Source organism: Pseudomonas sp. RIT-PI-r (genome assembly GCF_001297015.1).
In the GTDB taxonomy this organism is placed as follows: domain Bacteria; phylum Pseudomonadota; class Gammaproteobacteria; order Pseudomonadales; family Pseudomonadaceae; genus Aquipseudomonas.
This window is the reverse complement of record NZ_LIGE01000027.1, coordinates 1-20305: the sequence shown is the minus strand read 5'-3', so window position 1 is coordinate 20305 and position 20305 is coordinate 1. Positions and strand designations below refer to the sequence as shown.

Below are 20305 nucleotides of genomic sequence, written 5' to 3'. Positions count from 1 at the left end.
GGCCTGCCGGCGCGTTTGCATACCTGACTGATTTGCCCCTCACACCACGAGGCACCTTATGATCCGCGAAGAATTCCTGCGCTTGGCCGCTGACGGCTACAACCGCATCCCGTTGGCCTGCGAAACCCTGGCCGACTTCGACACGCCGCTGTCGATCTACCTGAAACTGGCTGACCAGCCCAACTCCTACCTGCTCGAATCGGTGCAGGGCGGCGAGAAATGGGGCCGTTACTCGATTATCGGCCTGCCATGCCGCACCGTGCTGCGGGTTCACGATCATCACGTCAGTATCACCGTTGATGGCGTCGAGACCGAAAGTCACGACGTTGAAGACCCGCTGGCCTTCGTTGAAACCTTCAAGGCGCGTTACAACGTGCCGACCATCGCCGGTCTGCCACGCTTCAATGGTGGTCTGGTCGGTTACTTCGGTTACGACTGCGTGCGTTATGTCGAGAAGCGCTTGGGCAAGTGCCCGAATCCGGATCCACTGGGCGTGCCGGACATTCTGCTGATGGTTTCCGACGCCGTTGTCGTTTTCGACAACCTTGCCGGCAAGATGCACGCAATCGTGCTGGCCGACCCTGCCGAGGCCGATGCTTTCGAACAGGGTCAAGCACGTTTGCAGGAACTGCTGGAGCAATTGCGCCAGCCAATCACGCCGCGCCGTGGTCTGGACTTCAGCAAACAGCAATCCGCTGATCCGGTATTTCGTTCGAGTTTCACCCAGGACGATTACGAAAAAGCCGTCGACACCATCAAGGAATACATCCTGGCCGGTGACTGCATGCAGGTCGTGCCGTCGCAGCGCATGTCGATCGACTTCAAGGCTGCGCCGATTGATTTGTACCGCGCCCTGCGTTGCTTCAACCCGACGCCGTACATGTACTTCTTCAACTTCGGCGATTTCCACGTTGTCGGCAGTTCGCCGGAAGTGCTGGTGCGCGTTGAAGACAACCTGATCACCGTGCGCCCGATTGCCGGCACGCGCCCACGTGGCGCGACCGAAGAAGCCGATGTGGCGCTGGAAGAAGACTTGCTGTCGGATGACAAAGAGATCGCCGAGCACTTGATGCTGATCGATCTGGGGCGCAACGATACCGGTCGCGTTTCGGAAATCGGTTCGGTGAAACTCACCGAGAAGATGGTCATCGAGCGCTATTCCAATGTGATGCATATCGTCTCCAACGTCACCGGTCAGTTGAAAGCCGGGCTGACGGCGATGGACGCGTTGCGGGCGATTCTGCCGGCCGGCACCTTGTCGGGTGCGCCGAAGATTCGCGCGATGGAAATCATCGACGAACTGGAGCCGGTCAAGCGTGGTGTGTATGGCGGTGCGGTCGGTTACTTCGCCTGGAACGGCAACATGGACACCGCGATTGCCATTCGTACAGCGGTGATCAAGAACGGCGAACTGCACGTGCAGGCCGGTGGTGGCATCGTCGCCGATTCGGTGCCGGCACTGGAATGGGAAGAGACCTTGAACAAACGCCGCGCGATGTTCCGCGCCGTGGCGCTGGCCGAGCAAACTCCGGAAGCCTGAGCCAACGCAACCCCCCCTGTAGGAGTGAGCCTGCTCGCGATAGCGGATTGACATTCAACGGATATGTTGTCTGAACCACCGCAATCGCGAGCAGGCTCACTCCTACATTTGATCTGTGTTCGGCCATAAAAAAAGCGGCGCCTGTGAGGGCGCCGCTTTTTTTGTGCCTGCGGTTTTAGAAATCCAGCACCACTCCGACGTTAACGCCCTGCTGAGTAAAGTCATCATCCTTGCGCAACGTATACCCGCCACGCAACGCCAGATCAGCCGTGAGCTTGTGGCTGACGCCCAGGCTCAAGCGGTTCAAATGGCTCTGCGGCGTGTAACCCTCAAGTTTGAAGTCATTGGCTGGCAGTGTATTGAGTGCGATGCGGACCTTTTGCACGTCATCTTCGTACTCACGCTCGTGGGCGTATTCGCCAAATACCTGGGTTTGCGGGGTGATGTTGTATTTGCCCTGCAAGCCGAGACCGAGGCGTTTCGAATCGCGGGTCTGATCATCGAAGGTCAGCGCGGTGGCGCGGTTGCTCTTCTCTGAATAGCCGTCGACATCGACGCTGGCGTAATCGGCGCTGACGAACGGCGACAGGTGCCATTCGCTGCCCGGCTGGGCAATGTCATAACCGATGCGAGTGCTGAACGCCCACAGGCTGCCGTCGGTATCGCCTTTCTCCGCACCCTCGCTCGCGCCGAGATCGAACTTGCGCTTGAGGTTGTCGTAGTCGAGTTTGCCGCCGGTCAACGCCATGTCAGCCCACCAGCGATTCTGCTGAAACTGAGCAAACGCGGTGGCCATGTAACTGTTGAGTTTGTAGTCCGAGTCGTTGTGACCGGCCTCCAGGTTCTGCCGGTAGAAACCCCCCGCCACACCGACACGCCAGTCTTCGTTGAGACGATAGCTGCCGCCGACGTTGAGGTTGTAACCGCTGCCGTCGGCGCTGGCGCCGCTGCTTTGGCTGTCGACATCCAGATGCTGACCGCCAGCGGAAACAATCGCCCGCCATTGACCGACTGCTTGCCAGTTTTCCCAATCCGCCTGCCATTGGCTGCGCAATTCATCCTGATGCGCACGTACGGTGGCGTGGGCCATTTCCGGCAGCAGCGTCAGTTCCCACGGCGCGGCCAGCAGGGAGTAGGCGTAGTCGGAGATCAGTTTCTGGCCGGCTTCGGTGGGGTGCACGCCGTCGTTGTAAATCAACTTGCTCGGATCCGGGGTCGCACTGTTGATGCCGTAACGGGCGTTTTCCGGGCAACTGCTGCCGCTGAAGCAGGTCGCGGTCAGGTTCTGATCGGTGGCGAGACCAAAGCGGCCCGGATCGGCAAACACCTCCGATAGCAGCACCGGAATGTTCAAAGGAATGATTTCGGCGTTGATGCCTTGCAGGCGCGTGACCAATTGGCTGTTGAACTGGCTGGCGAGCTGACTGCTGAAAGCCTGCAGCGGCGTGCCATTGATCGCCGGAGTCAGACCGACGTCAGGCAGCAACCAGACCATCACGTATTTGGCACCGGCGGTTTGCAGTGTCTGCACGCTGTCGGCCAGTCGATCTGCTGCGGCGTTGGCTTGCGGCAGACTGAGAATGCGCCCCTGCAGGAAGTCGTTACCGCCTCCGGAAATGTAATACAGCGCATTCGGGTCGGCACGGAAGCCGTTCGAAGGCAGGTAGCCGGCGCGGGTGCGTTCGCCGGTAGCGGACTGTGTGGTGATCGAGTCGAGGATCTGGTCGGTGCGATAGCCGCCGACCGCCCAGTTGTTGCCGTCAGGCTGGCCGTTTTCAGCGCGCACGGCGGAGCTGGAAGAGGCTGTCTGGTCTGGCGAAAAGCCAAGGCGTCCGCCGAGCAACTGCGTGGAGTTCAATGAATACAGTTCACCGCTGCCATTCTGATACACCGGCCCGGTCCGGTTGGTGTAACGCTCGGTGGAGCCGGTCGGTCCGCCAGTGTCGGCGAAGGTTCCGGCGTCATTGAGACTGTCGCCGAAAACTATGAAATTCGAATAGGGATTGGGTGCTGCATTCGCCTGAGCACAAGCCAGTGCGAGCAGGCAGCCAGCCAGCGGTACAAACAACGTCTGTTTGATCATGAGCAAGTCCGTTTATTTATTGTTGTAGGTGAACGAAACGACAGTACCAAAAACTTCCGGCGTTTTGCCATCGGTCGCGAATCCTCCACTGGATTTAACCCCCAAATCCCCGGCCATATTGCACGCTCCGCCCAGCTAAGTTACTGTGCTGGAACGTATGAACGAGACCTTCCCCGTGTTGATCACCAGCAAACTTCTGGATCAAGTCATCAAGGCACACGCCCGCTGGCGTTGGCGCGCCTGAATCTTTTCTGCCGGCCCCGCCGGATCTGTATCGCTTTGCCTTCCTTGCCTGTTTGAAATGCCGCTGTGCCGACGCATCTACCTGCGTCCGACATCGTGCAGCGCCCTGCGGGCAAGTGATCTGAAGGCTGTTTTCAAATCAGAATTCAAGAGGTTCGACACGCCATGTTGCTGATGATCGACAACTACGACTCCTTTACTTACAACGTTGTGCAATATCTCGGCGAGCTGGGTGCCGAGGTCAAAGTCGTGCGCAACGACGAATTGACCGTCGCTGAAATCGAAGCGCTCAAGCCTGAACGTATCGTCGTCTCGCCAGGTCCTTGCACGCCGACCGAAGCGGGCATCTCCATCGAAGCCATCAAACACTTCGCTGGCAAACTACCGATCCTCGGTGTCTGCCTTGGTCACCAGTCCATCGGCCAGGCCTTTGGCGGTGACGTTGTACGTGCGCGTCAGGTAATGCACGGTAAGACTAGTCCGGTATTTCACGAGGACAAGGGTGTTTTCGCAGGACTGAATCATCCACTGACGGTTACCCGCTATCACTCGCTGATCGTCAAGCGCGATACTTTGCCCGATTGCCTGGAGCTGACCGCGTGGACGCAACACGACGACGGTTCGGTCGACGAAATCATGGGCCTGCGTCACAAGACCCTGAACATTGAGGGTGTACAGTTCCACCCCGAGTCGATCCTGACCGAGCAGGGTCATGAACTGTTTGCCAACTTCCTCAAACAAAGCGGCGGCACGCGCTAAGGACTTCCCATGAATATCAAGACAGCCCTGAGCCGTATCGTCGAACACCTCGACCTCAGCACCGATGAAATGCGCGACGTGATGCGCGAAATCATGACCGGCCAATGCACCGACGCGCAGATTGGCGCGTTCATGATGGCCATGCGCATGAAGAGCGAGAGCATCGATGAAATCGTCGGCGCGGTCTCGGTGATGCGTGAGCTGGCCGATCAGGTTGAACTGAAGACCCTTGATGGCGTGGTCGATGTGGTCGGTACCGGCGGTGACGGTGCAAACATCTTCAACGTCTCGACCGCTTCTTCCTTTGTAGTTGCCGCTGCTGGTTGCACCGTCGCCAAGCACGGCAACCGCGCGGTATCGGGCAAGAGCGGCAGCGCCGACTTGCTCGAAGCCGCCGGTATCTATTTGAACCTGACGCCGGTGCAGGTCGCGCGTTGCATCGACAACGTCGGCATCGGTTTCATGTTTGCCCAGACTCACCACAAAGCCATGAAGTACGCCGCCGGTCCGCGCCGCGATCTCGGCTTGCGTACGCTGTTCAACATGCTCGGCCCGCTTACGAATCCGGCCGGTGTGAAGCATCAGGTAGTGGGCGTATTCAATAAGGCGCTGTGCCGGCCCTTGGCCGAAGTCTTGCAGCGTCTGGGCAGCAAGCATGTGCTGGTGGTGCACTCGAAGGACGGTCTGGACGAGTTCAGTCTCGCCGCGCCGACCTTCGTCGCTGAGCTGAAGAACAATGAAATCACTGAATATTGGGTCGAGCCGGAAGACCTCGGCATGAAAAGCCAGAGCCTGCACGGTCTGTCGGTCGAAGGCCCGGAGGCGTCGCTGGCGCTGATCCGCGATGCCCTCGGCAAGCGCAAAACCGAAAACGGCCAGAAAGCTGCCGAAATGATTGTGCTCAACGCCGGCGCCGCGCTGTACGCCGCCGACGTGGCCAGCAGTTTGAAACAGGGCGTCGAGCTTGCGCACGACGCGCTGCACACCGGCCTCGCTCGGGAAAAGCTCGAGGAGCTGGGTGCCTTTACCGCGGTATTCAGAGTGGAGAATGAGGGATGAGTGTACCGACGGTTCTGGAAAACATTCTGGCCCGCAAAGTTCAGGAAGTCGCCGAGCGTAGCGCCCGCGTCAGCCTGAGCGAGCTGGAAAGTCTGGCCAAGGCGGCCGATGCACCTCGTGGTTTTGCCCAAGCATTGCTGGCGCAGGCAAAGAAGAAGCAGCCGGCGGTGATCGCTGAAATCAAAAAGGCTTCGCCAAGCAAAGGCGTGATTCGCGAGGACTTCGTCCCGGCCGATATTGCCAAAAGCTACGAGAAGGGCGGGGCGACCTGTCTGTCCGTGCTGACCGACATCGATTACTTCCAGGGCGCCGATGCGTACCTGCAACAGGCGCGCGCCGCGTGCAGCCTGCCGGTGATCCGCAAGGACTTCATGATTGATCCTTACCAGATCGTTGAAGCCCGCGCCTTGGGCGCCGACTGTGTGCTGCTGATCGTCTCCGCGCTGGATGACGTGAAAATGGCTGAGCTTGCAGCCGTCGCCAAAAGCGTCGGTCTCGATGTGCTGGTCGAAGTGCACGATGGCGATGAGCTGGAGCGCGCGTTGAAAACCCTCGACACGCCGCTGGTCGGGGTCAACAACCGTAACCTGCACACCTTCGACGTCAGTCTGGAAACCACGCTCGACCTGCTGCCACGGATTCCACGTGATCGTCTGGTCATCACCGAAAGCGGCATTCTTAATCGTGCCGATGTCGAACTGATGGAAATCAGCGACGTGTATTCGTTCCTGGTCGGTGAAGCGTTCATGCGTGCGGAAAATCCGGGCACTGAACTGCAGCGTCTGTTCTTCCCGGAGCGCGGCGTGTCGATCAGCGGTTCGACCCTCGACTGATTCGCTTCAGGCCGAGTCGACGCCATCGTCGGAACGCCGCCCGGAGCAGGCTCACTCCTACACTTGGAATGCGTTCCCCCTGTAGGAGTGAGCCTGCTCGCGAAGGGGCCCTCAAATCCGCTAAAGAGATTCAACGGAGCCTTCCATGTCGCTGCCAACCCTCCTGACCATCGAAGCCGGCCTGCAAGCCGAACAGGATTTGCTGGCCTCGGTCTGCGCCGGCGACTCTGAATTCGGCCTGCTGTTCTGGCAACCCAGCGATCGCGCCCTGGTCATGCCGCGCCGCCTCAATCGTCTACCCGCTTTCGAGCACGCCAGCGAAGTCTCCGCCGCTGCTGGCTGGCCCGTCCTGCTACGCGAAACCGGCGGCGAACCCGTGCCGCAATCTGCCGCCACTATCAACATCGCCCTGGTCTACGCACCACCGCGTAGCGAAGGCGATTTGAACCGCATAGAAACCGGCTACCACCGCCTCTGCGATCCGATCTGTCAGTTGCTGGATGAATTGGGTGGTACCTCGTCGTTGGGCGAAATCGACGGCGCATTCTGCGACGGTCGCTTCAACGTCAACCTCGACGGCCGGAAAAGGGTCGGCGCCGCCCAGCGCTGGCGCCAGAGTCAGGGCGGGCAGCGTCCGGTCGGTCTGGTTCACGGAGCGATGTTGATGGATAACGAGCGTGAGTCGATGGTGGCGGCGGTCAATCGCTTCAACGAAGCGTGCGGCCTGGAGCAGCGGGTGCGGGCGCAAAGCCACATTGCCCTGCATGAAAAATTCAACGCGCCACAGGCCTTGGCGCGTCTCGATGAGCTGTATCGTTTGATGCTGGCGCAAATGTACGTTTAACGCGTACCGAAGACCACCATGGTCTTGCCTTTCACATCGACCAGGTTGCGTTCTTCAAGATCCTTGAGCACGCGACCGACCATCTCCCTTGAACAACCGACAATTCGCCCAATCTCTTGACGCGTCACTTTGATCTGCATGCCGTCCGGGTGGGTCATCGCGTCCGGCTGTTTGCACAACTCCAGCAAACAACGGGCTACCCGGCCAGTGACGTCGAAGAACGCCAGGTCGCCGACCTTGCGCGTGGTGTTGCGCAGGCGTTGTGCGATTTGTCCGCTGAGTACGTAAAGAATGTCCGGATCCTGCTGCGATAATTCGCGGAACTTGGCGTAACTGATTTCCGCAGTTTCGCACTCGACCTTGGCGCGCACCCAGGCACTGCGTTCCTGTTCCTGGCCGGCTTGTTCGAACAGACCCAGCTCACCGAAGAAATCCCCGGCGTTGAGGTAGGCGATGATCATTTCGCGACCGTCGTCGTCCTCGATCAGGATCGTCACCGAACCCTTGATGATGAAGTACAGCGTGTCCGAACGATCGCCCGCACAGATGATGTTGCTCTTGGCTGCATGACGACGGCGCTGACAATGCATCAGCAGCTTGTCGAGGTTCTTGATTTTGGGTGTGGGGGTAATAGCAACCATGGTTGTATCCCGAAAAGACTGCACGGTGATGTTTGATTTTTTTATGAGGCGCTGAAGGCGGTCGCTACACAGCTGGCATGGGCGCCAGTGAATTGGCGCCAGCTTAACAGACACTTCGTCGAGAATTCGAGAAATTACCTACACCGCAGAGGCATCCGTCCTAGGAACGCCGCCGCTGTCCGGGCAAAGCCCTGTGCTAAGCTGGCGACCCTTTTTTCTACAGTGGAGTCTTGGCGATGAAGGCACGCATCCAATGGGCTGGCGAAGCCATGTTCCTCGGCGAATCCGGCAGCGGTCATGTCGTAGTGATGGACGGTCCGCCGGACGCCGGTGGTCGTAATCTGGGTGTTCGCCCGATGGAAATGCTCCTGCTCGGTGTTGGCGGTTGCAGCAATTTCGACGTGGTCAGCATTCTCAAGAAGTCGCGTCAGGCCGTTGAGAGTTGCGAAGCCTTCCTTGAAGCCGAGCGCGCGACCGAAGATCCGAAGGTGTTCACCAAGATTCACATGCATTTTGTGGTCAAGGGCCGTGGCTTGAAAGAAGCCCAGGTCAAACGTGCGATCGAGTTGTCTGCAGAGAAGTATTGCTCGGCCTCGATCATGCTCGGCGCGGCTGGCGTGGCGATCACTCACGATTACGAAATCGTCGAACTCGGTTGAACCGACATTCAACTATCATAAAAGCAGTGCAGACTCTGGCGATCCCCCGCTGACGTCTGCATAATGCGCCACTTTTTTCAGGGCAGTGATCGGTCAGCCGACAGGTCATCCGCCTGAACAGATAACCAAAATCGCCATCGCGAAGAGGTGTTAACCGTCCTACGCAGGTGCGTTGTTCGCACTTGACGGGCATGCTTGATCACGCGGCCGGGCCGCATACATAGAGAGTTTTTAACGGTGAAAAGCAAACTCAAGCTCCACGGGTTCAATAACCTGACAAAGACCTTGAGCTTCAACATCTATGACATCTGCTACGCGGAAACCCCGCAAGACCAGCAGGCTTACGTTGAGTACATCAATCAAGAGTACAACGCGAAACGCCTGACGCAGATTCTCACAGAAGTTGTCGAGATCATTGGTGCCAACATCCTGAACATTGCCAGTCAGGACTATGAACCTCAGGGCGCCAGCGTCACGATTCTGATATCTGAAGAGCCGGTAACCCCGACTGAAAGCCAGATCGAAGAGTCGCCGGGCCCGTTGCCCGAAATTATCCTGGCCCACCTCGACAAGAGTCATATCACGGTGCACACCTACCCGGAAATCCATCCGGACGACGGTATTGCAACCTTCCGTGTGGACATCGATGTGTCGACCTGTGGTGTCATTTCACCGCTCAAAGCGCTCAATTTCCTCATTCACCAGTTCGATTCGGACATTGTGACTGTGGATTATCGTGTGCGTGGCTTCACCCGTGACGTTGAAGGCAACAAGCACTTCATCGACCACGAGATCAATTCGATCCAGAACTACCTGTCCGAAGATACCCGCGACGCGTACCAGATGACCGACGTGAACGTGTACCAGGAAAACCTGTTCCACACCAAAATGCTGCTGAAGAACTTCGAACTGGACAACTACCTGTTCGGCGACGCCACCAGCAACCTGTCTGCGGAGCAACGTGCTCAGGTGACTGACCGGGTGAAACACGAAATGCTCGAAATCTTCTACGCGCGCAACATGCCGACCTAAGATTCCCGGGCACAAAAAAGGCGACTGTCTCAGGACAGTCGCCTTTTTTATTGTTGAAACAAAGACCCCTGTGGGAGCTGGCCTGCCAGCGGGGGGCCCTGTCCGGCAATACAATTCTCAAATCCGATAAGTACTCTTGGTCATCACCTTAGCCAAAATACTCATCCCGAACTTCACCGGCGCCGGAAAACGAAACCCTCCAGCCTCCAGCGCACTCTCCGCATGATGCTCTTCATCAATGCGCATCTGCTCCAGAATCGCCCGGGACTTCTCGTCCTCAGCCGGCAATTGTTCCAGGTGTTCATTCAAATGCTTGCACACCTGATGCTCGGTCGCTGCAACAAACCCCAGGCTGACCTTGTCGCTGATCAATCCGGCCACCGCGCCAATGCCGAACGACATCCCGTAAAACAGCGGATTGAGCACGCTGGTATGACTGCCCAACTGGTGAATGCGCTGTTCGCACCACACAAGGTGATCAATCTCTTCTTCGGCGGCGTGCTCCATGGCTTCGCGCACTTGCGGCAGCTTGGCGGTCAGCGCTTGCCCTTGATACAGCGCCTGGGCGCAGACTTCACCAGTGTGGTTGATGCGCATCAGCCCGGCAACGTGGCGGGTGTCTTCATCGCTCATTTGCGTGTCCGGCTGCAAAATCGCCGGCGACGGACGGTACGGCTGGCCACTGAAGGGCAGCAGGGTACGCATGGCGGCATCGGCTTGCAGCAGCAGACGGTCAATGGGCGAGTAGTGACGTTGGGTAGTCATGCTGACCTCCGGGAAGAATCTCGGCGGCCAGTTTAACCGAATCGGCCGGGGAAGGTTTGCGCTGGGTCATCAGTAACACTGGATGTGCTTTTTGCTTTATGTAGGAGCTGCCGAAGGCTGCGATCTTTTGATCTTGTTTTTGATACTCGAAGATCAAAAGATCGCAGCCTTCGGCAGCTCCTACACACAGGTTTGCTGGGTATCAGCCCGGTGGCCAGTTCATCTGGCGCTGACCGAGTACGTGCATATGAATGTGGTAGACGGTTTGCCCACCCTTTTCATTGCAGTTCATCACCACACGGAAGCCTTCCTCGCAACCCAGTTCCAGCGCCAGACGTTGTGCAGTGAACAGGATATGCCCGGCCAGTGCCTTGTCGTCTTCGGTCAGGTCATTGAGGGTGCGCACCGGTTTCTTCGGGATCACCAGAAAATGCACCGGTGCCTGAGGAGCGATATCGTGGAAGGCCAGAACCTGGTCGTCTTCGTAAATGATCTTGGCCGGGATTTCCCGGTTGATGATCTTGGTGAACAGAGTATCCACTGCTGTTTTCTCCGTTGTTTGGGCTGGTCTGAGTGTACGCAGGGCGGCTTATCCCGCCCAGTGTTTTACCTGTAGGGCATTTCAGCGCGGGCAGTAAGCCTTGTTGACCATGCCGACAATGGTGCGATTGAGCCAGCGCGACCCCAATCTGGGCAGGAAGGCGAACCATCGATTGCGTCGCCCCGGGATGATGATCGCGCGGTTCTTGTCGAGGGCGCGTACGGTGTATAGCGCGACTTCCTCTGGGCTCATCATTAACTTGCTGTCTTTGAGTTTTTCGCTGTTGAGCTGTGCCGTGCGGAAAAAAGCCGTACGGGTCGGGCCTGGGCAGAGTACCGAGACATTCACCGCACTCTGTTTGAGTTCGACCCGCAAGGCTTCGGAGAAGTGCAGAACATATGCCTTGCTGGCGTAGTAAGTGCTCATCCACGGGCCCGGGTTGAACGCGGCCATTGAGGCGACATTGAGAATCTGCCCGCCACCCTGCAGCGCCATGCTGTTGCCGATCGCGTGGCACAGACGGGTGAGGGCGAGGATGTTCACCTCGATCAGATCCTGCTCGGTCATCCAGTCCTGAGCAAGGAACGGCCCGCAAGTGCCGATGCCGGCGCAGTTCACCAGTAAATCGATCTGCCGGTCGCCTTCTTCCAGCTCAAGCAGAAAACCGGACAAGCGCAATGGTTCGCCCAGGTCGCAGGCGCGGAACAGCACCTCGACACCAAAACGTTGGGTCAACTCGATCGCAATGCTTTCCAGCTGATCACGCTGTCGAGCCACAAGAATCAAACTGCGGCCGCGCCGGGCCAGCGCTTCAGCCATGGCCAGGCCAATGCCGCTGGAAGCGCCAGTGATCAGTGCGTAACGGGTCATGCAATTCTCCATCGCAACAGCTCCGCGCCGACGACGCGGGTGTCACGGCGGGGAGCGCTGTTCATTCTTTCGCAGAGTCTACAGGGGCCTGCGCCGCTTCGGCTGCATCGTCGGCGGAATTCGCTGCGGGTTCGACTTCCACGTCGATTTCGTCGGTGGTCACCGAGCCGCTTTCGTAGCTGCTTTCCAGATTGCTTTCGTATTCCTGCTGGATAGCCGAGATTCCGCCGAGGATGCCGCTGACGAAAAACAGGGCGATAAACACGATCCACAGGGAACACAGGACCTTGACCGCAGTGCTGTTCGGTGGCGGCGGGGGGCCATAGCGGTTGGCGACGGTATTACCCGGTACGATCATGACCACAAACGGGAAGAAACTGCCCACGAAAGGTACCAGTGTCAGCAACCAGAGCCAGCCGGACCAACCGATATCATGCAAGCGTTGAACACTGAACATGATGCTGACGATGAGCAGTGCCAAAAACAGGAAGACCGCGACGATGCCGCCGATGATCAGGCCGCTGGTGGAGTCGGCGCCGACAAGTCCCAGCGCGATCAACGCAAAGATGCCGATAATCGGCAGGGTCACCAGCGTCAGTACCATCGACCAGGCGAGGTAGCGTAAACGTCCGATCCGGCCTTCCACCCCAAACGGTTTGAGCGTAGCGAACGCAGGCAGGCTTTCGCCGACGTTCGCTCGAGGTGGCGCGTACGGTGAGCTCGGTTCCATCGCGGCAGCGGCGTGTTCATGCACGTCCGCCAGATTCAGTTCGATGGGGGTTTCGGTTTCGATGCGGGCATTGATACCGGTCTTGTTCAGCGCTTGCAGGTAGGTCTGCGCATCGCTGTGGGATAGATCGCGCTTGATCGCGACGACGCTGCCATTGAAGAGTCGCTCGATGGCGGCTACTTCGCTTTTGAACAGGTTCGCCAGATTGAGTTTGGCAGTGGTGATGTCGACACCGGGCTGTAGAGCTCCGTCGAAAACGATCTTGTAACGGGTGTCGCTCATGGCCGAGGCATCCTTGTCGCGAATAGATTGAAAGGTCGTCAGTGTAAGGCCAGTCCTTCAGAGACTGGCCTGATTTTTTAACGTGGCCAGCGTCGTGGCAGTTGCGCTGCGTGTTGCTGGGCCTGCCGGTATTCAGCGTCAAGGCGAGCGATCAACTGATCGACGCTTGGCAGGTCGTCGATCTGCCCGACGCCTTGGCCGGCAGACCATACGGTCTTCCAGGCTTTGGCTTCGTCGCTGACCGGTTTGAGTTTGTCGCCGAAATTCACCTCGCCTTTGCCTTGCAGAGTTGCCATGTCGAAACCGGCCGCCTCCAGGCTCTGGCGCATGAAACTGGCCGGAACGCCCGACACCGCTGGGGTATGGATGATGTCCGCAGCCTTGGCTGTCAGCAGCATCTCCTTGTAGGCGTCAGGCGCATGGCTTTGCGTGGTGCCGATGAATCGCGTGCCGAAGTAGGCCAGATCCGCGCCAAGCAGCTGTGCGGCGAGAATCTCGTGGCCGTGGTTCAAACATCCTGCAAGCAACAGTGTCTTGTCGAAGAACTGACGGATCTCGGCGATCAGTGCAAACGGGCTCCAGGTGCCGGCATGGCCACCTGCGCCGGCGGCAACGGCGATCAATCCATCGACACCGGCTTCGGCGGCTTTCTCGGCATGTCGCCGAGTGGTGACGTCGTGGAAGACCAGGCCACCATAGCTGTGCACGGCATCGACCAACTCCTTCACCGCCCCGAGGCTGGTAATGACGATGGGGACTTTATGCTCGACGCAAATGTTCAAATCCGCCTGCAAGCGTGGGTTGCTGTTATGAACGATCAGGTTCACCGCGTACGGCGCCGGGTTGTCCAGTGTCGCCAGTCCCGCTTCGATCTGTTCCAGCCAGGCTTTGAAGCCGCTGCTTTCGCGCTGGTTAAGTGCCGGAAAGCTGCCAACCACGCCGTTGCGGCAACAGGCGAGCACTAACTCGGGGTTGGAAATCAGAAACATCGGCGCTGCAACTACAGGCAAACGCAAACGTTGTTCGAGCAGAGCGGGCAGCGACATGATGAACACCCCAGAGATCTGTACTTGTTGAAGTTAGAACGGCTTGACCACGACCAGAATTACGATAGCCAGCAATATCAGAACCGGGACTTCATTGAACCAGCGATAAAAGACATGGCTGCGGGTGTTTTCGCCACGGGCAAAACGTTTTACCTGCGCGCCGCACATATGGTGATAGCCGATCAACAAGACGACGAGGGTCAGTTTGGCGTGAATCCAGCCACCCATGCTGAAGATGGTCGGATTGAGGTAAATCAGCCAGCCACCGAAGATCAGCGTAGCGATCATCGCCGGGCCCATGATGCCGCGATACAACTTGCGCTCCATGACGCTGAAGCGTTCCTTGCTGATCGAGTCTTCGCTTTGCGCGTGATACACGAACAGTCGCGGCAAGTAGAACAGTCCGGCAAACCAGCAAACGATGCTGACAATGTGGAAAGCCTTGATCCATAGATAGAGCATTTTTAGTTATTTCCTTAATCACGGTAAGCCGGATAGTAGAGGCTTGAGCGCCCGCACGTCACCTTGACGGTTGTCGCAGGGGCGCGCGGCCCCTATTATCGACGGCTTTCCAGTGGGTTCGTTGAGGGCAGGTTTATGGTCAAGGTCGGTATCGTCGGCGGCACGGGTTACACCGGTGTCGAACTGCTGCGTCTGTTGGCGCAACATCCGCAGGCAGAAGTGGTTGTGATCACTTCCCGATCCGAGGCAGGTCTGGCCGTGGCTGACATGTACCCGAACCTGCGCGGTCACTATGACGGCCTGGCTTTCAGTGTGCCGGACATCAAAACCCTCGGCGCTTGCGACGTGGTGTTCTTCGCCACGCCACACGGTGTGGCTCACGCACTGGCGGGCGAACTGCTGGCGGCGGGCACCAAAGTCATCGACCTGTCGGCAGACTTCCGTCTGCAAGACGCCGAAGAATGGGCCAAGTGGTACGGTCAGCCGCACGGCGCGCCTGAGCTGCTGGATGAGGCGGTCTACGGTCTGCCGGAAGTCAATCGCGAGCAGATCAAGAAAGCGCGTCTGATCGCCGTGCCGGGTTGCTATCCAACCGCTACGCAGCTGGGTTTCCTGCCGCTGCTTGAGGCTGGTCTGGCGGATGCTTCGCGTTTGATTGCCGACTGCAAATCCGGTGTCAGCGGTGCCGGTCGCGGTGCGGCTGTAGGCTCGTTGTACTCTGAGACTTCGGAAAGCATGAAGGCTTACGCGGTAAAAGGTCACCGTCACCTGCCGGAAATTCGCCAGGGTTTGCGTCGTGCCGCAGGTAAGGACGTTGGCCTGACCTTCGTTCCGCACCTGACTCCGATGATTCGTGGCATTCATTCCACGCTCTATGCGACCGTGGTCGATCGCTCGGTAGATCTGCAGGCTCTGTTTGAAAAGCGTTATGCCAACGAACCGTTCGTCGACGTGATGCCTGCCGGCAGTCATCCGGAAACCCGTAGCGTACGTGGCGCCAACGTGTGCCGTATCGCCGTTCACCGTCCACAGGATGGGGATCTGGTTGTAGTGCTGTCAGTGATCGACAATCTGGTCAAAGGCGCCTCGGGTCAGGCGGTGCAGAACATGAACATCCTGTTCGGGCTGGACGAGCGCTTCGGCCTGTCCCACGCTGGTATGTTGCCGTAACACTTTAAGCTGCACAGTAAAAAGGCCCGTTGAACGGGCCTTTTTGCATGCTGAGCAGCTCATCGGGTTTATTGATATACCGTAACAATAGTTGACCGATTTTCTAGGACAAGCGGATAATGCCCGTCATCACGCATTATGGCGGCGTAACGCCGGGAGATAGTCAGCATGAGCGTCGAATCCTTCACCCCCACGGCTTTGCAATTCACCCACGGTGCCGCGCACAAGGTGAAGAGCCTGGTCGATGAAGAGGGGAATGATCGCTTGAAGCTGCGCGTATTCGTTACGGGCGGCGGTTGTTCAGGTTTTCAGTACGGTTTCACCTTCGATGAAGATGTGGCCGATGACGACACCATTGTCGAGCGCGAAGGTGTGAGTCTGGTGGTTGATCCGATGAGCTTCCAGTACCTGGCCGGTGCTGAAGTGGATTACCAGGAAGGTCTGGAAGGTTCGCGATTCGTGATCAAGAACCCGAACGCCACCACCACGTGTGGTTGCGGGTCGTCGTTCTCGATCTGATCGTTTTTCGCTACAGACAACAAAACGCCGCAGAGCCTTACGGTTCTGCGGCGTTTTTTGTTGCTCGCGTTTTATTCAGTTGGGGTAGATGGCGCCGAGTACGCGAAGACCTTTGGCGCCTGTGACGCTTGGCCGGTTGGCGGCGATGCCTTCAAGGCAGCAATGGGCAAGCCAGGCGAAGGCCATGGCTTCGACCCAGTCCGGATCAACGCCGTGGGTCGCGGTGCTGGCAACCGTTGTGTTGGGCAGCAACTGGGCCAGGCGTTTCATCAGTGTGGCGTTGTGTGCGCCGCCGCCACAAACCAGCAGCTCCTGCGTGTCGCCCTGTGCGCTTTGCAGCGACTCGACGATGGTCAGGGCCGTCAGCTCAAGCAGCGTGGCCTGTACGTTTTCCGCTGCGAAGGCTGGCAGATGGGACAGGTGTTGTTCCAGCCACGACAGGTTGAATACTTCGCGGCCGGTGCTTTTCGGGCCTTTGGTGACGAAGAATGGATCGCTGAGCAATGCCTTCAATAGGGTTGGCTCAACAGAGCCTGACTTTGCCCAGTCTCCATTGCGATCATAGTTTTCGCCGCGTTGCTGCTGAATCCAGGCATCCATCAGAACATTCCCCGGGCCGCAGTCGAAACCGGCTACAGGCCTGGTCGGCTCTATCAGACTCAGATTGCTGAAACCGCCGACATTCAAGACTGCCTGATTGCCGGTACTCTCTTCAAACAACGCCTCATGGAAGGCGGGAACCAGAGGTGCACCCTGACCGCCGGCAGCGACATCGCGGCTGCGAAAGTCGCTGACTACGGTGATGCCGGTCAACTCGGTGAGCAGAGCAGGGTTGCCGATCTGCACGGTGAAGCCGCGCGCCGGTTCGTGGCGAATGGTCTGGCCATGGCTGCCGATCGCCCGTATATCTTCAGGTTTGAGTTGCTGCTGATCAAGGAGGGTGTGAATACCCTGCGCGGCGAGTTTCACCCAGTGATGCTGGGCAATCGCCGAGCGGGCGATTTCGTCCGGGCCGCTGGCGCACAAGCCAAGGAGCTCGGCGCGAAGGGAAGCAGGCATGGGAATGTAGTGCGTGGCGACCAGTTTGATCGCCTGGGTCTGTTCGATCAGAGCAATGTCCAGACCGTCGAGACTGGTTCCGGACATCACACCGATATACCGGGCCATGGCTTAACGCTTGCTCGAGGCCAGCATGGTGGCCTTCTCTTGATCCATGCGCGCCATCAGCGGTTGGCTCTGCGCCAGGAAGCGAGCGCGTTCGGCTTTGGCGATTGGATCGGCCATTGGCAGCTTCTGACCCAGTGGGTCTACGTGAACGCCGTTGACCTGGAACTCATAATGCAAGTGCGGGCCGGTGGAAAGACCGGTGGTGCCAATGTAGCCGATCACCTGGCCTTGCTTGACGGTGCCGCCGGTTTTCACGCCTTTGGCGAAACCTTGCATGTGGCCATAAAGCGTACGGTAAGTGTTTCCGTGCTGAATGATCACGGTGTTGCCGTAGCCACCACGGCGGCCCGCCAACAAGACTTTGCCGTCGCCGGCAGCCTTGATGGGTGTGCCGCGGGGCGCAGCGTAATCGACGCCTTTGTGAGCGCGGATCTTGTTAAGGATCGGGTGCTTGCGGCCCATGGAGAACTTCGAGCTGATGCGGGCGAAGTCCACCGGAGTACGGATGAACGCTTTACGCATGCTGTTGCCGTCAGCCGTGTAATAGCTGCTGTTGCCTTGTTTGTTGGTGTAACGCACAGCGGTGTAGGTCTTGCCGCGGTTGGTAAAACGGGCGGACAGGATCGGGCCGTTGCCGACCGACTTGCCGTTGACCACTTTCTGTTCGTAGATCACATCGAATTCGTCGCCCTGGCGGATGTCCTGCGCGAAGTCGACGTCATAGCCGAAGACGCTGGCCATATCCATGGTCAGGCTGTGAGACAGGCCTGCGCGGGCGGCGGATTGGGAGAGCGAGCTATTGATCACGCCGTGGACATAAGCGGTGCGAACGGTAGGTTTTGCCGTGACCCGGTTGAAGGCGTAGCCCTTGTCATTCTTGGTGAGAGTGATGGTTTCGACGTCACTGACCTTGCTGTGAAGGCTGGTCAGTTGGCCTTCCGGGCTCAATTCGAATTCGAGTTTCTGGCCGTGTTTGAGTTGGCTGAACTGTTTGGCTTGTTTATCGCTGGCCAGCACTTCGTGCACGGAAGCGGCTGGGAGGCCGACCTTTTCGAACAGGGTGGACAGTGTGTCGCCCTTGGCGACAACGACTTCGCGGTGACCGGGAGCCCTTGCTTTTTCCGTTGCCGGCGCAGGTGCGGGCTCGGTTTCAGCAGTTTGCGGGGTATTTTCGTCGCTGTTTTCGATCTGGGCGAACGGTGAAGCTACTGGCTCATTTGTGGCTTGAGCTGCGTCAGCGGCGTCTTGATCTTGTGTCAGTTGTTCAGCAGGACTTTCCAGTTCAAGGCTCAGGGTCGTCTTTTTGGCTTCAACATCACTGGAAGGGAATACCAGGAGAGCCAGGCTAAGAAGGGCGGCGATTCCACTTGCAGCAAGCAGGTGGGTCTTTGGGTAAAGCGGGGGCGCTTTAGACGGTTCTGTGGTCATAAGTAATTTTTGACTTTGAAAAATGATGAATTGGAAAAGATGAATGACATGATGAAGATGAAATAACTGTATAAAATATAACCAAATCATCTCTGAAGCAAGTCTGCAGACATCGCGTCTGTGGATTGGTGTCCGTGCGCCGGGCAAAACTTGTAATTGGTGCGCGATCTTGTATGGTTGGTTCCCTTTGAATCTGAGCCTTGCGGGTCTGTTATGAAGTCGGTTGAAGAGCAGCTAGCGCTGATTAAACGTGGTGCGGAAGAACTATTGGTCGAGTCCGAGCTGATCGAGAAGCTCAAGCGCGGCCAGCCGCTGCGTATCAAGGCTGGTTTTGACCCGACCGCTCCGGATCTGCACCTGGGTCACACAGTGCTTATTAACAAGCTGCGCCAGTTCCAGGAGCTGGGGCATCAGGTGATCTTCCTTATAGGTGACTTCACCGGGATGATCGGTGATCCGAGCGGCAAGAGCGCCACGCGTCCGCCGCTGACTCGCGAGCAGGTTCTGGAAAACGCCGAAACGTATAAAACTCAGGTGTTCAAAATTCTCGACCCGGCGAAAACCGAAGTGGCGTTCAACTCCACCTGGATGGATCAGATGGGGCCGGCGGACTTCATTCGCCTGACTTCGCAATACACCGTCGCTCGCATGCTTGAGCGCGATGACTTCGACAAGCGCTACACCACTAATCAGCCAATCGCTATTCACGAGTTTCTGTATCCGCTGGTTCAGGGTTATGACTCGGTGGCTCTGCGTGCGGACGTGGAGTTGGGTGGTACTGATCAGAAGTTCAACTTGCTGATGGGGCGCGAGCTGCAGCGTGGTTATGGTCAAGAGGCTCAGTGCATTCTGACCATGCCGTTGCTTGAGGGGCTGGATGGTGTGAAGAAGATGTCCAAGTCGTTGGGCAACTATGTCGGCATTCAGGAAGCGCCGGGTGTCATGTACAGCAAGCTGGTTTCGATTCCTGATGCATTGATGTGGCGTTACTTCGAGCTGCTCAGCTTCCGCTCGATGGATGAGATCAATGCGCTGCGCGCTGAAGTTGAGGCGGGTGCCAATCCGCGCGACGTCAAAATCAAGCTGGCGGAAGAAATCGTTGCGCGTTTCCATGGTGAGGAGGCTGCGGCCAGTGCTCATCGCGCGGCGGGCAATCGCATGAAGGATGGCGAGCTGCCGGAAGATCTGCCAGAGATCGAGCTGGCTTCTTCGGAAGATATGCCGATTGCGGCCGTTCTTAATAAGGCGGGCCTGGTAAAGAACTCGGCTGCTGCGCGCGACCTGTTGGCGTCTGGCGGTGTGCGCGTTGATGGTCAGGTGGTTGATCGTTCCTTTATATATGTACTGGGCGCGACCCACGTCTGTCAGGCGGGCAAGAAGGCGTTTGCGCGGATTGCGCTGAAATCCGAGTAAAACTGAAAATAGGGGTTGACGGCGAATTTTAGATGTCTATAATTCGCCCCACTTCCGGCGCAGTCGAAACGGAAAACTCCTTGAGATTCAAAGAGTTATGTAGGTTTCGGCAGCAGGTTGCTTCAGTTCATCGAAGCCAGAAAGGAAGTTGAAAAAGAGGTGTTGACAGCAGCGTGTAACGCTGTAGAATTCGCCTCCCGCTGCAGAGAGATCTGGAGC

Annotated in this window: 20 protein-coding genes; 10 read left to right on the top strand and 10 right to left on the bottom strand. The window is 57.9% G+C overall.

The annotated features are described in order from the left end of the window. The first annotated feature begins 58 nt into the window (after positions 1 to 58). Positions 59 to 1540 (top strand): anthranilate synthase component I, encoded by a 1482-nt coding sequence (trpE, locus tag AK821_RS17085; protein ID WP_064390770.1) that lies wholly within the window; start codon positions 59 to 61, stop codon positions 1538 to 1540. A 175-nt stretch (positions 1541 to 1715) separates the two neighbouring features. On the opposite strand, the gene estP is transcribed toward trpE, so the two are convergent. Further along, entirely contained in the window at positions 1716 to 3623 is a 1908-nt protein-coding gene (gene estP / locus AK821_RS17080; RefSeq protein ID WP_064390769.1) for an esterase EstP, read from the bottom strand. Positions 3624 to 4031: 408 nt separating this feature from the next. Between estP and AK821_RS17075 the strand changes: the two genes are divergently transcribed. The 4 genes from AK821_RS17075 to AK821_RS17060 all read left to right on the top strand — a co-directional run bounded on the left by AK821_RS17075 (position 4032) and on the right by AK821_RS17060 (position 7361). Next, entirely contained in the window at positions 4032 to 4625 is a 594-nt protein-coding gene (locus tag AK821_RS17075; protein ID WP_064390768.1) for an aminodeoxychorismate/anthranilate synthase component II, read from the top strand. A gap of 9 nt (positions 4626 to 4634) precedes the next feature. Then, the gene (gene trpD, locus AK821_RS17070) at positions 4635 to 5684 is read left to right on the top strand and encodes an anthranilate phosphoribosyltransferase (protein WP_064390767.1); all 1050 of its coding nucleotides are present in this window, start codon (positions 4635 to 4637) and stop codon (positions 5682 to 5684) included. Next, complete coding sequence (trpC, locus tag AK821_RS17065) at positions 5681 to 6517, top strand: indole-3-glycerol phosphate synthase TrpC (protein WP_064390766.1); 837 nt, start codon at positions 5681 to 5683, stop codon at positions 6515 to 6517. Before trpD ends, trpC begins: the two co-directional genes overlap by 4 nt. Positions 6518 to 6662: 145 nt before the next feature. Further along, positions 6663 to 7361 carry a lipoate--protein ligase family protein gene (locus AK821_RS17060; RefSeq protein ID WP_064390765.1) on the top strand — a complete coding sequence of 233 codons (699 nt, stop codon included), beginning with the start codon at positions 6663 to 6665 and terminating at the stop codon, positions 7359 to 7361. On the opposite strand, the gene crp is transcribed toward AK821_RS17060, so the two are convergent. Continuing rightward, positions 7358 to 8002: a cAMP-activated global transcriptional regulator CRP gene (gene crp / locus AK821_RS17055; protein WP_008088598.1), complete on the bottom strand. Its 645-nt coding sequence runs from the start codon at positions 8000 to 8002 to the stop codon at positions 7358 to 7360. The genes AK821_RS17060 and crp overlap by 4 nt on opposite strands. 236 nt (positions 8003 to 8238) lie before the next feature. On the opposite strand from crp, the gene AK821_RS17050 reads away from it, so the two are divergent. Both AK821_RS17050 and speD read left to right on the top strand, forming a co-directional pair. After that, on the top strand, positions 8239 to 8661 hold the full coding sequence (locus tag AK821_RS17050; protein WP_003228794.1) for an OsmC family protein: 423 nt from the start codon (positions 8239 to 8241) through the stop codon (positions 8659 to 8661). A gap of 237 nt (positions 8662 to 8898) precedes the next feature. After that, the gene (gene speD / locus AK821_RS17045) at positions 8899 to 9693 is read left to right on the top strand and encodes an adenosylmethionine decarboxylase (protein ID WP_007918883.1); all 795 of its coding nucleotides are present in this window, start codon (positions 8899 to 8901) and stop codon (positions 9691 to 9693) included. A gap of 117 nt (positions 9694 to 9810) precedes the next feature. Here the strand turns inward: speD and coq7 are convergent, their stop codons facing one another. From coq7 to hemJ, 6 genes are all read right to left on the bottom strand, one after another. After that, entirely contained in the window at positions 9811 to 10458 is a 648-nt protein-coding gene (gene coq7 / locus AK821_RS17040) for a 2-polyprenyl-3-methyl-6-methoxy-1,4-benzoquinone monooxygenase (protein ID WP_008077993.1), read from the bottom strand. 202 nt (positions 10459 to 10660) lie between these two features. Next, positions 10661 to 10999, bottom strand: coding sequence for a histidine triad nucleotide-binding protein (locus AK821_RS17035; RefSeq protein ID WP_003228789.1), 339 nt, complete (start codon positions 10997 to 10999; stop codon positions 10661 to 10663). A gap of 81 nt (positions 11000 to 11080) precedes the next feature. Beyond that, positions 11081 to 11869, bottom strand: coding sequence for an SDR family NAD(P)-dependent oxidoreductase (locus AK821_RS17030; RefSeq protein WP_064390764.1), 789 nt, complete (start codon positions 11867 to 11869; stop codon positions 11081 to 11083). Between the two features lie 61 nt (positions 11870 to 11930). Further along, entirely contained in the window at positions 11931 to 12881 is a 951-nt protein-coding gene (locus AK821_RS17025; protein ID WP_064390763.1) for a DUF805 domain-containing protein, read from the bottom strand. 77 nt (positions 12882 to 12958) lie between these two features. After that, the gene (locus tag AK821_RS17020; RefSeq protein WP_064390796.1) at positions 12959 to 13927 is read right to left on the bottom strand and encodes an NAD(P)H-dependent flavin oxidoreductase; all 969 of its coding nucleotides are present in this window, start codon (positions 13925 to 13927) and stop codon (positions 12959 to 12961) included. Positions 13928 to 13960: 33 nt separating this feature from the next. Further along, positions 13961 to 14389, bottom strand: coding sequence for a protoporphyrinogen oxidase HemJ (gene hemJ, locus AK821_RS17015; RefSeq protein WP_064390762.1), 429 nt, complete (start codon positions 14387 to 14389; stop codon positions 13961 to 13963). 135 nt (positions 14390 to 14524) lie between these two features. Between hemJ and argC the strand changes: the two genes are divergently transcribed. Both argC and erpA read left to right on the top strand, forming a co-directional pair. Then, a complete protein-coding gene (argC, locus tag AK821_RS17010) occupies positions 14525 to 15559 on the top strand; it encodes an N-acetyl-gamma-glutamyl-phosphate reductase (protein WP_016983465.1) in 1035 nt (344 codons plus the stop codon). Positions 15560 to 15727: 168 nt separating this feature from the next. Then, on the top strand, positions 15728 to 16078 hold the full coding sequence (erpA, locus tag AK821_RS17005; RefSeq protein ID WP_003176443.1) for an iron-sulfur cluster insertion protein ErpA: 351 nt from the start codon (positions 15728 to 15730) through the stop codon (positions 16076 to 16078). Between the two features lie 75 nt (positions 16079 to 16153). Here erpA and AK821_RS17000 read toward each other — a convergent pair whose 3' ends face one another. After that, positions 16154 to 17245 carry an anhydro-N-acetylmuramic acid kinase gene (locus AK821_RS17000; RefSeq protein ID WP_064390761.1) on the bottom strand — a complete coding sequence of 364 codons (1092 nt, stop codon included), beginning with the start codon at positions 17243 to 17245 and terminating at the stop codon, positions 16154 to 16156. Between the two features lie 3 nt (positions 17246 to 17248). After that, positions 17249 to 18673: a peptidoglycan DD-metalloendopeptidase family protein gene (locus AK821_RS16995; protein ID WP_064390760.1), complete on the bottom strand. Its 1425-nt coding sequence runs from the start codon at positions 18671 to 18673 to the stop codon at positions 17249 to 17251. Positions 18674 to 18886: 213 nt separating this feature from the next. On the opposite strand from AK821_RS16995, the gene tyrS reads away from it, so the two are divergent. Then, complete coding sequence (gene tyrS / locus AK821_RS16990) at positions 18887 to 20086, top strand: tyrosine--tRNA ligase (RefSeq protein WP_064390759.1); 1200 nt, start codon at positions 18887 to 18889, stop codon at positions 20084 to 20086. Positions 20087 to 20305 lie beyond the last annotated feature (219 nt).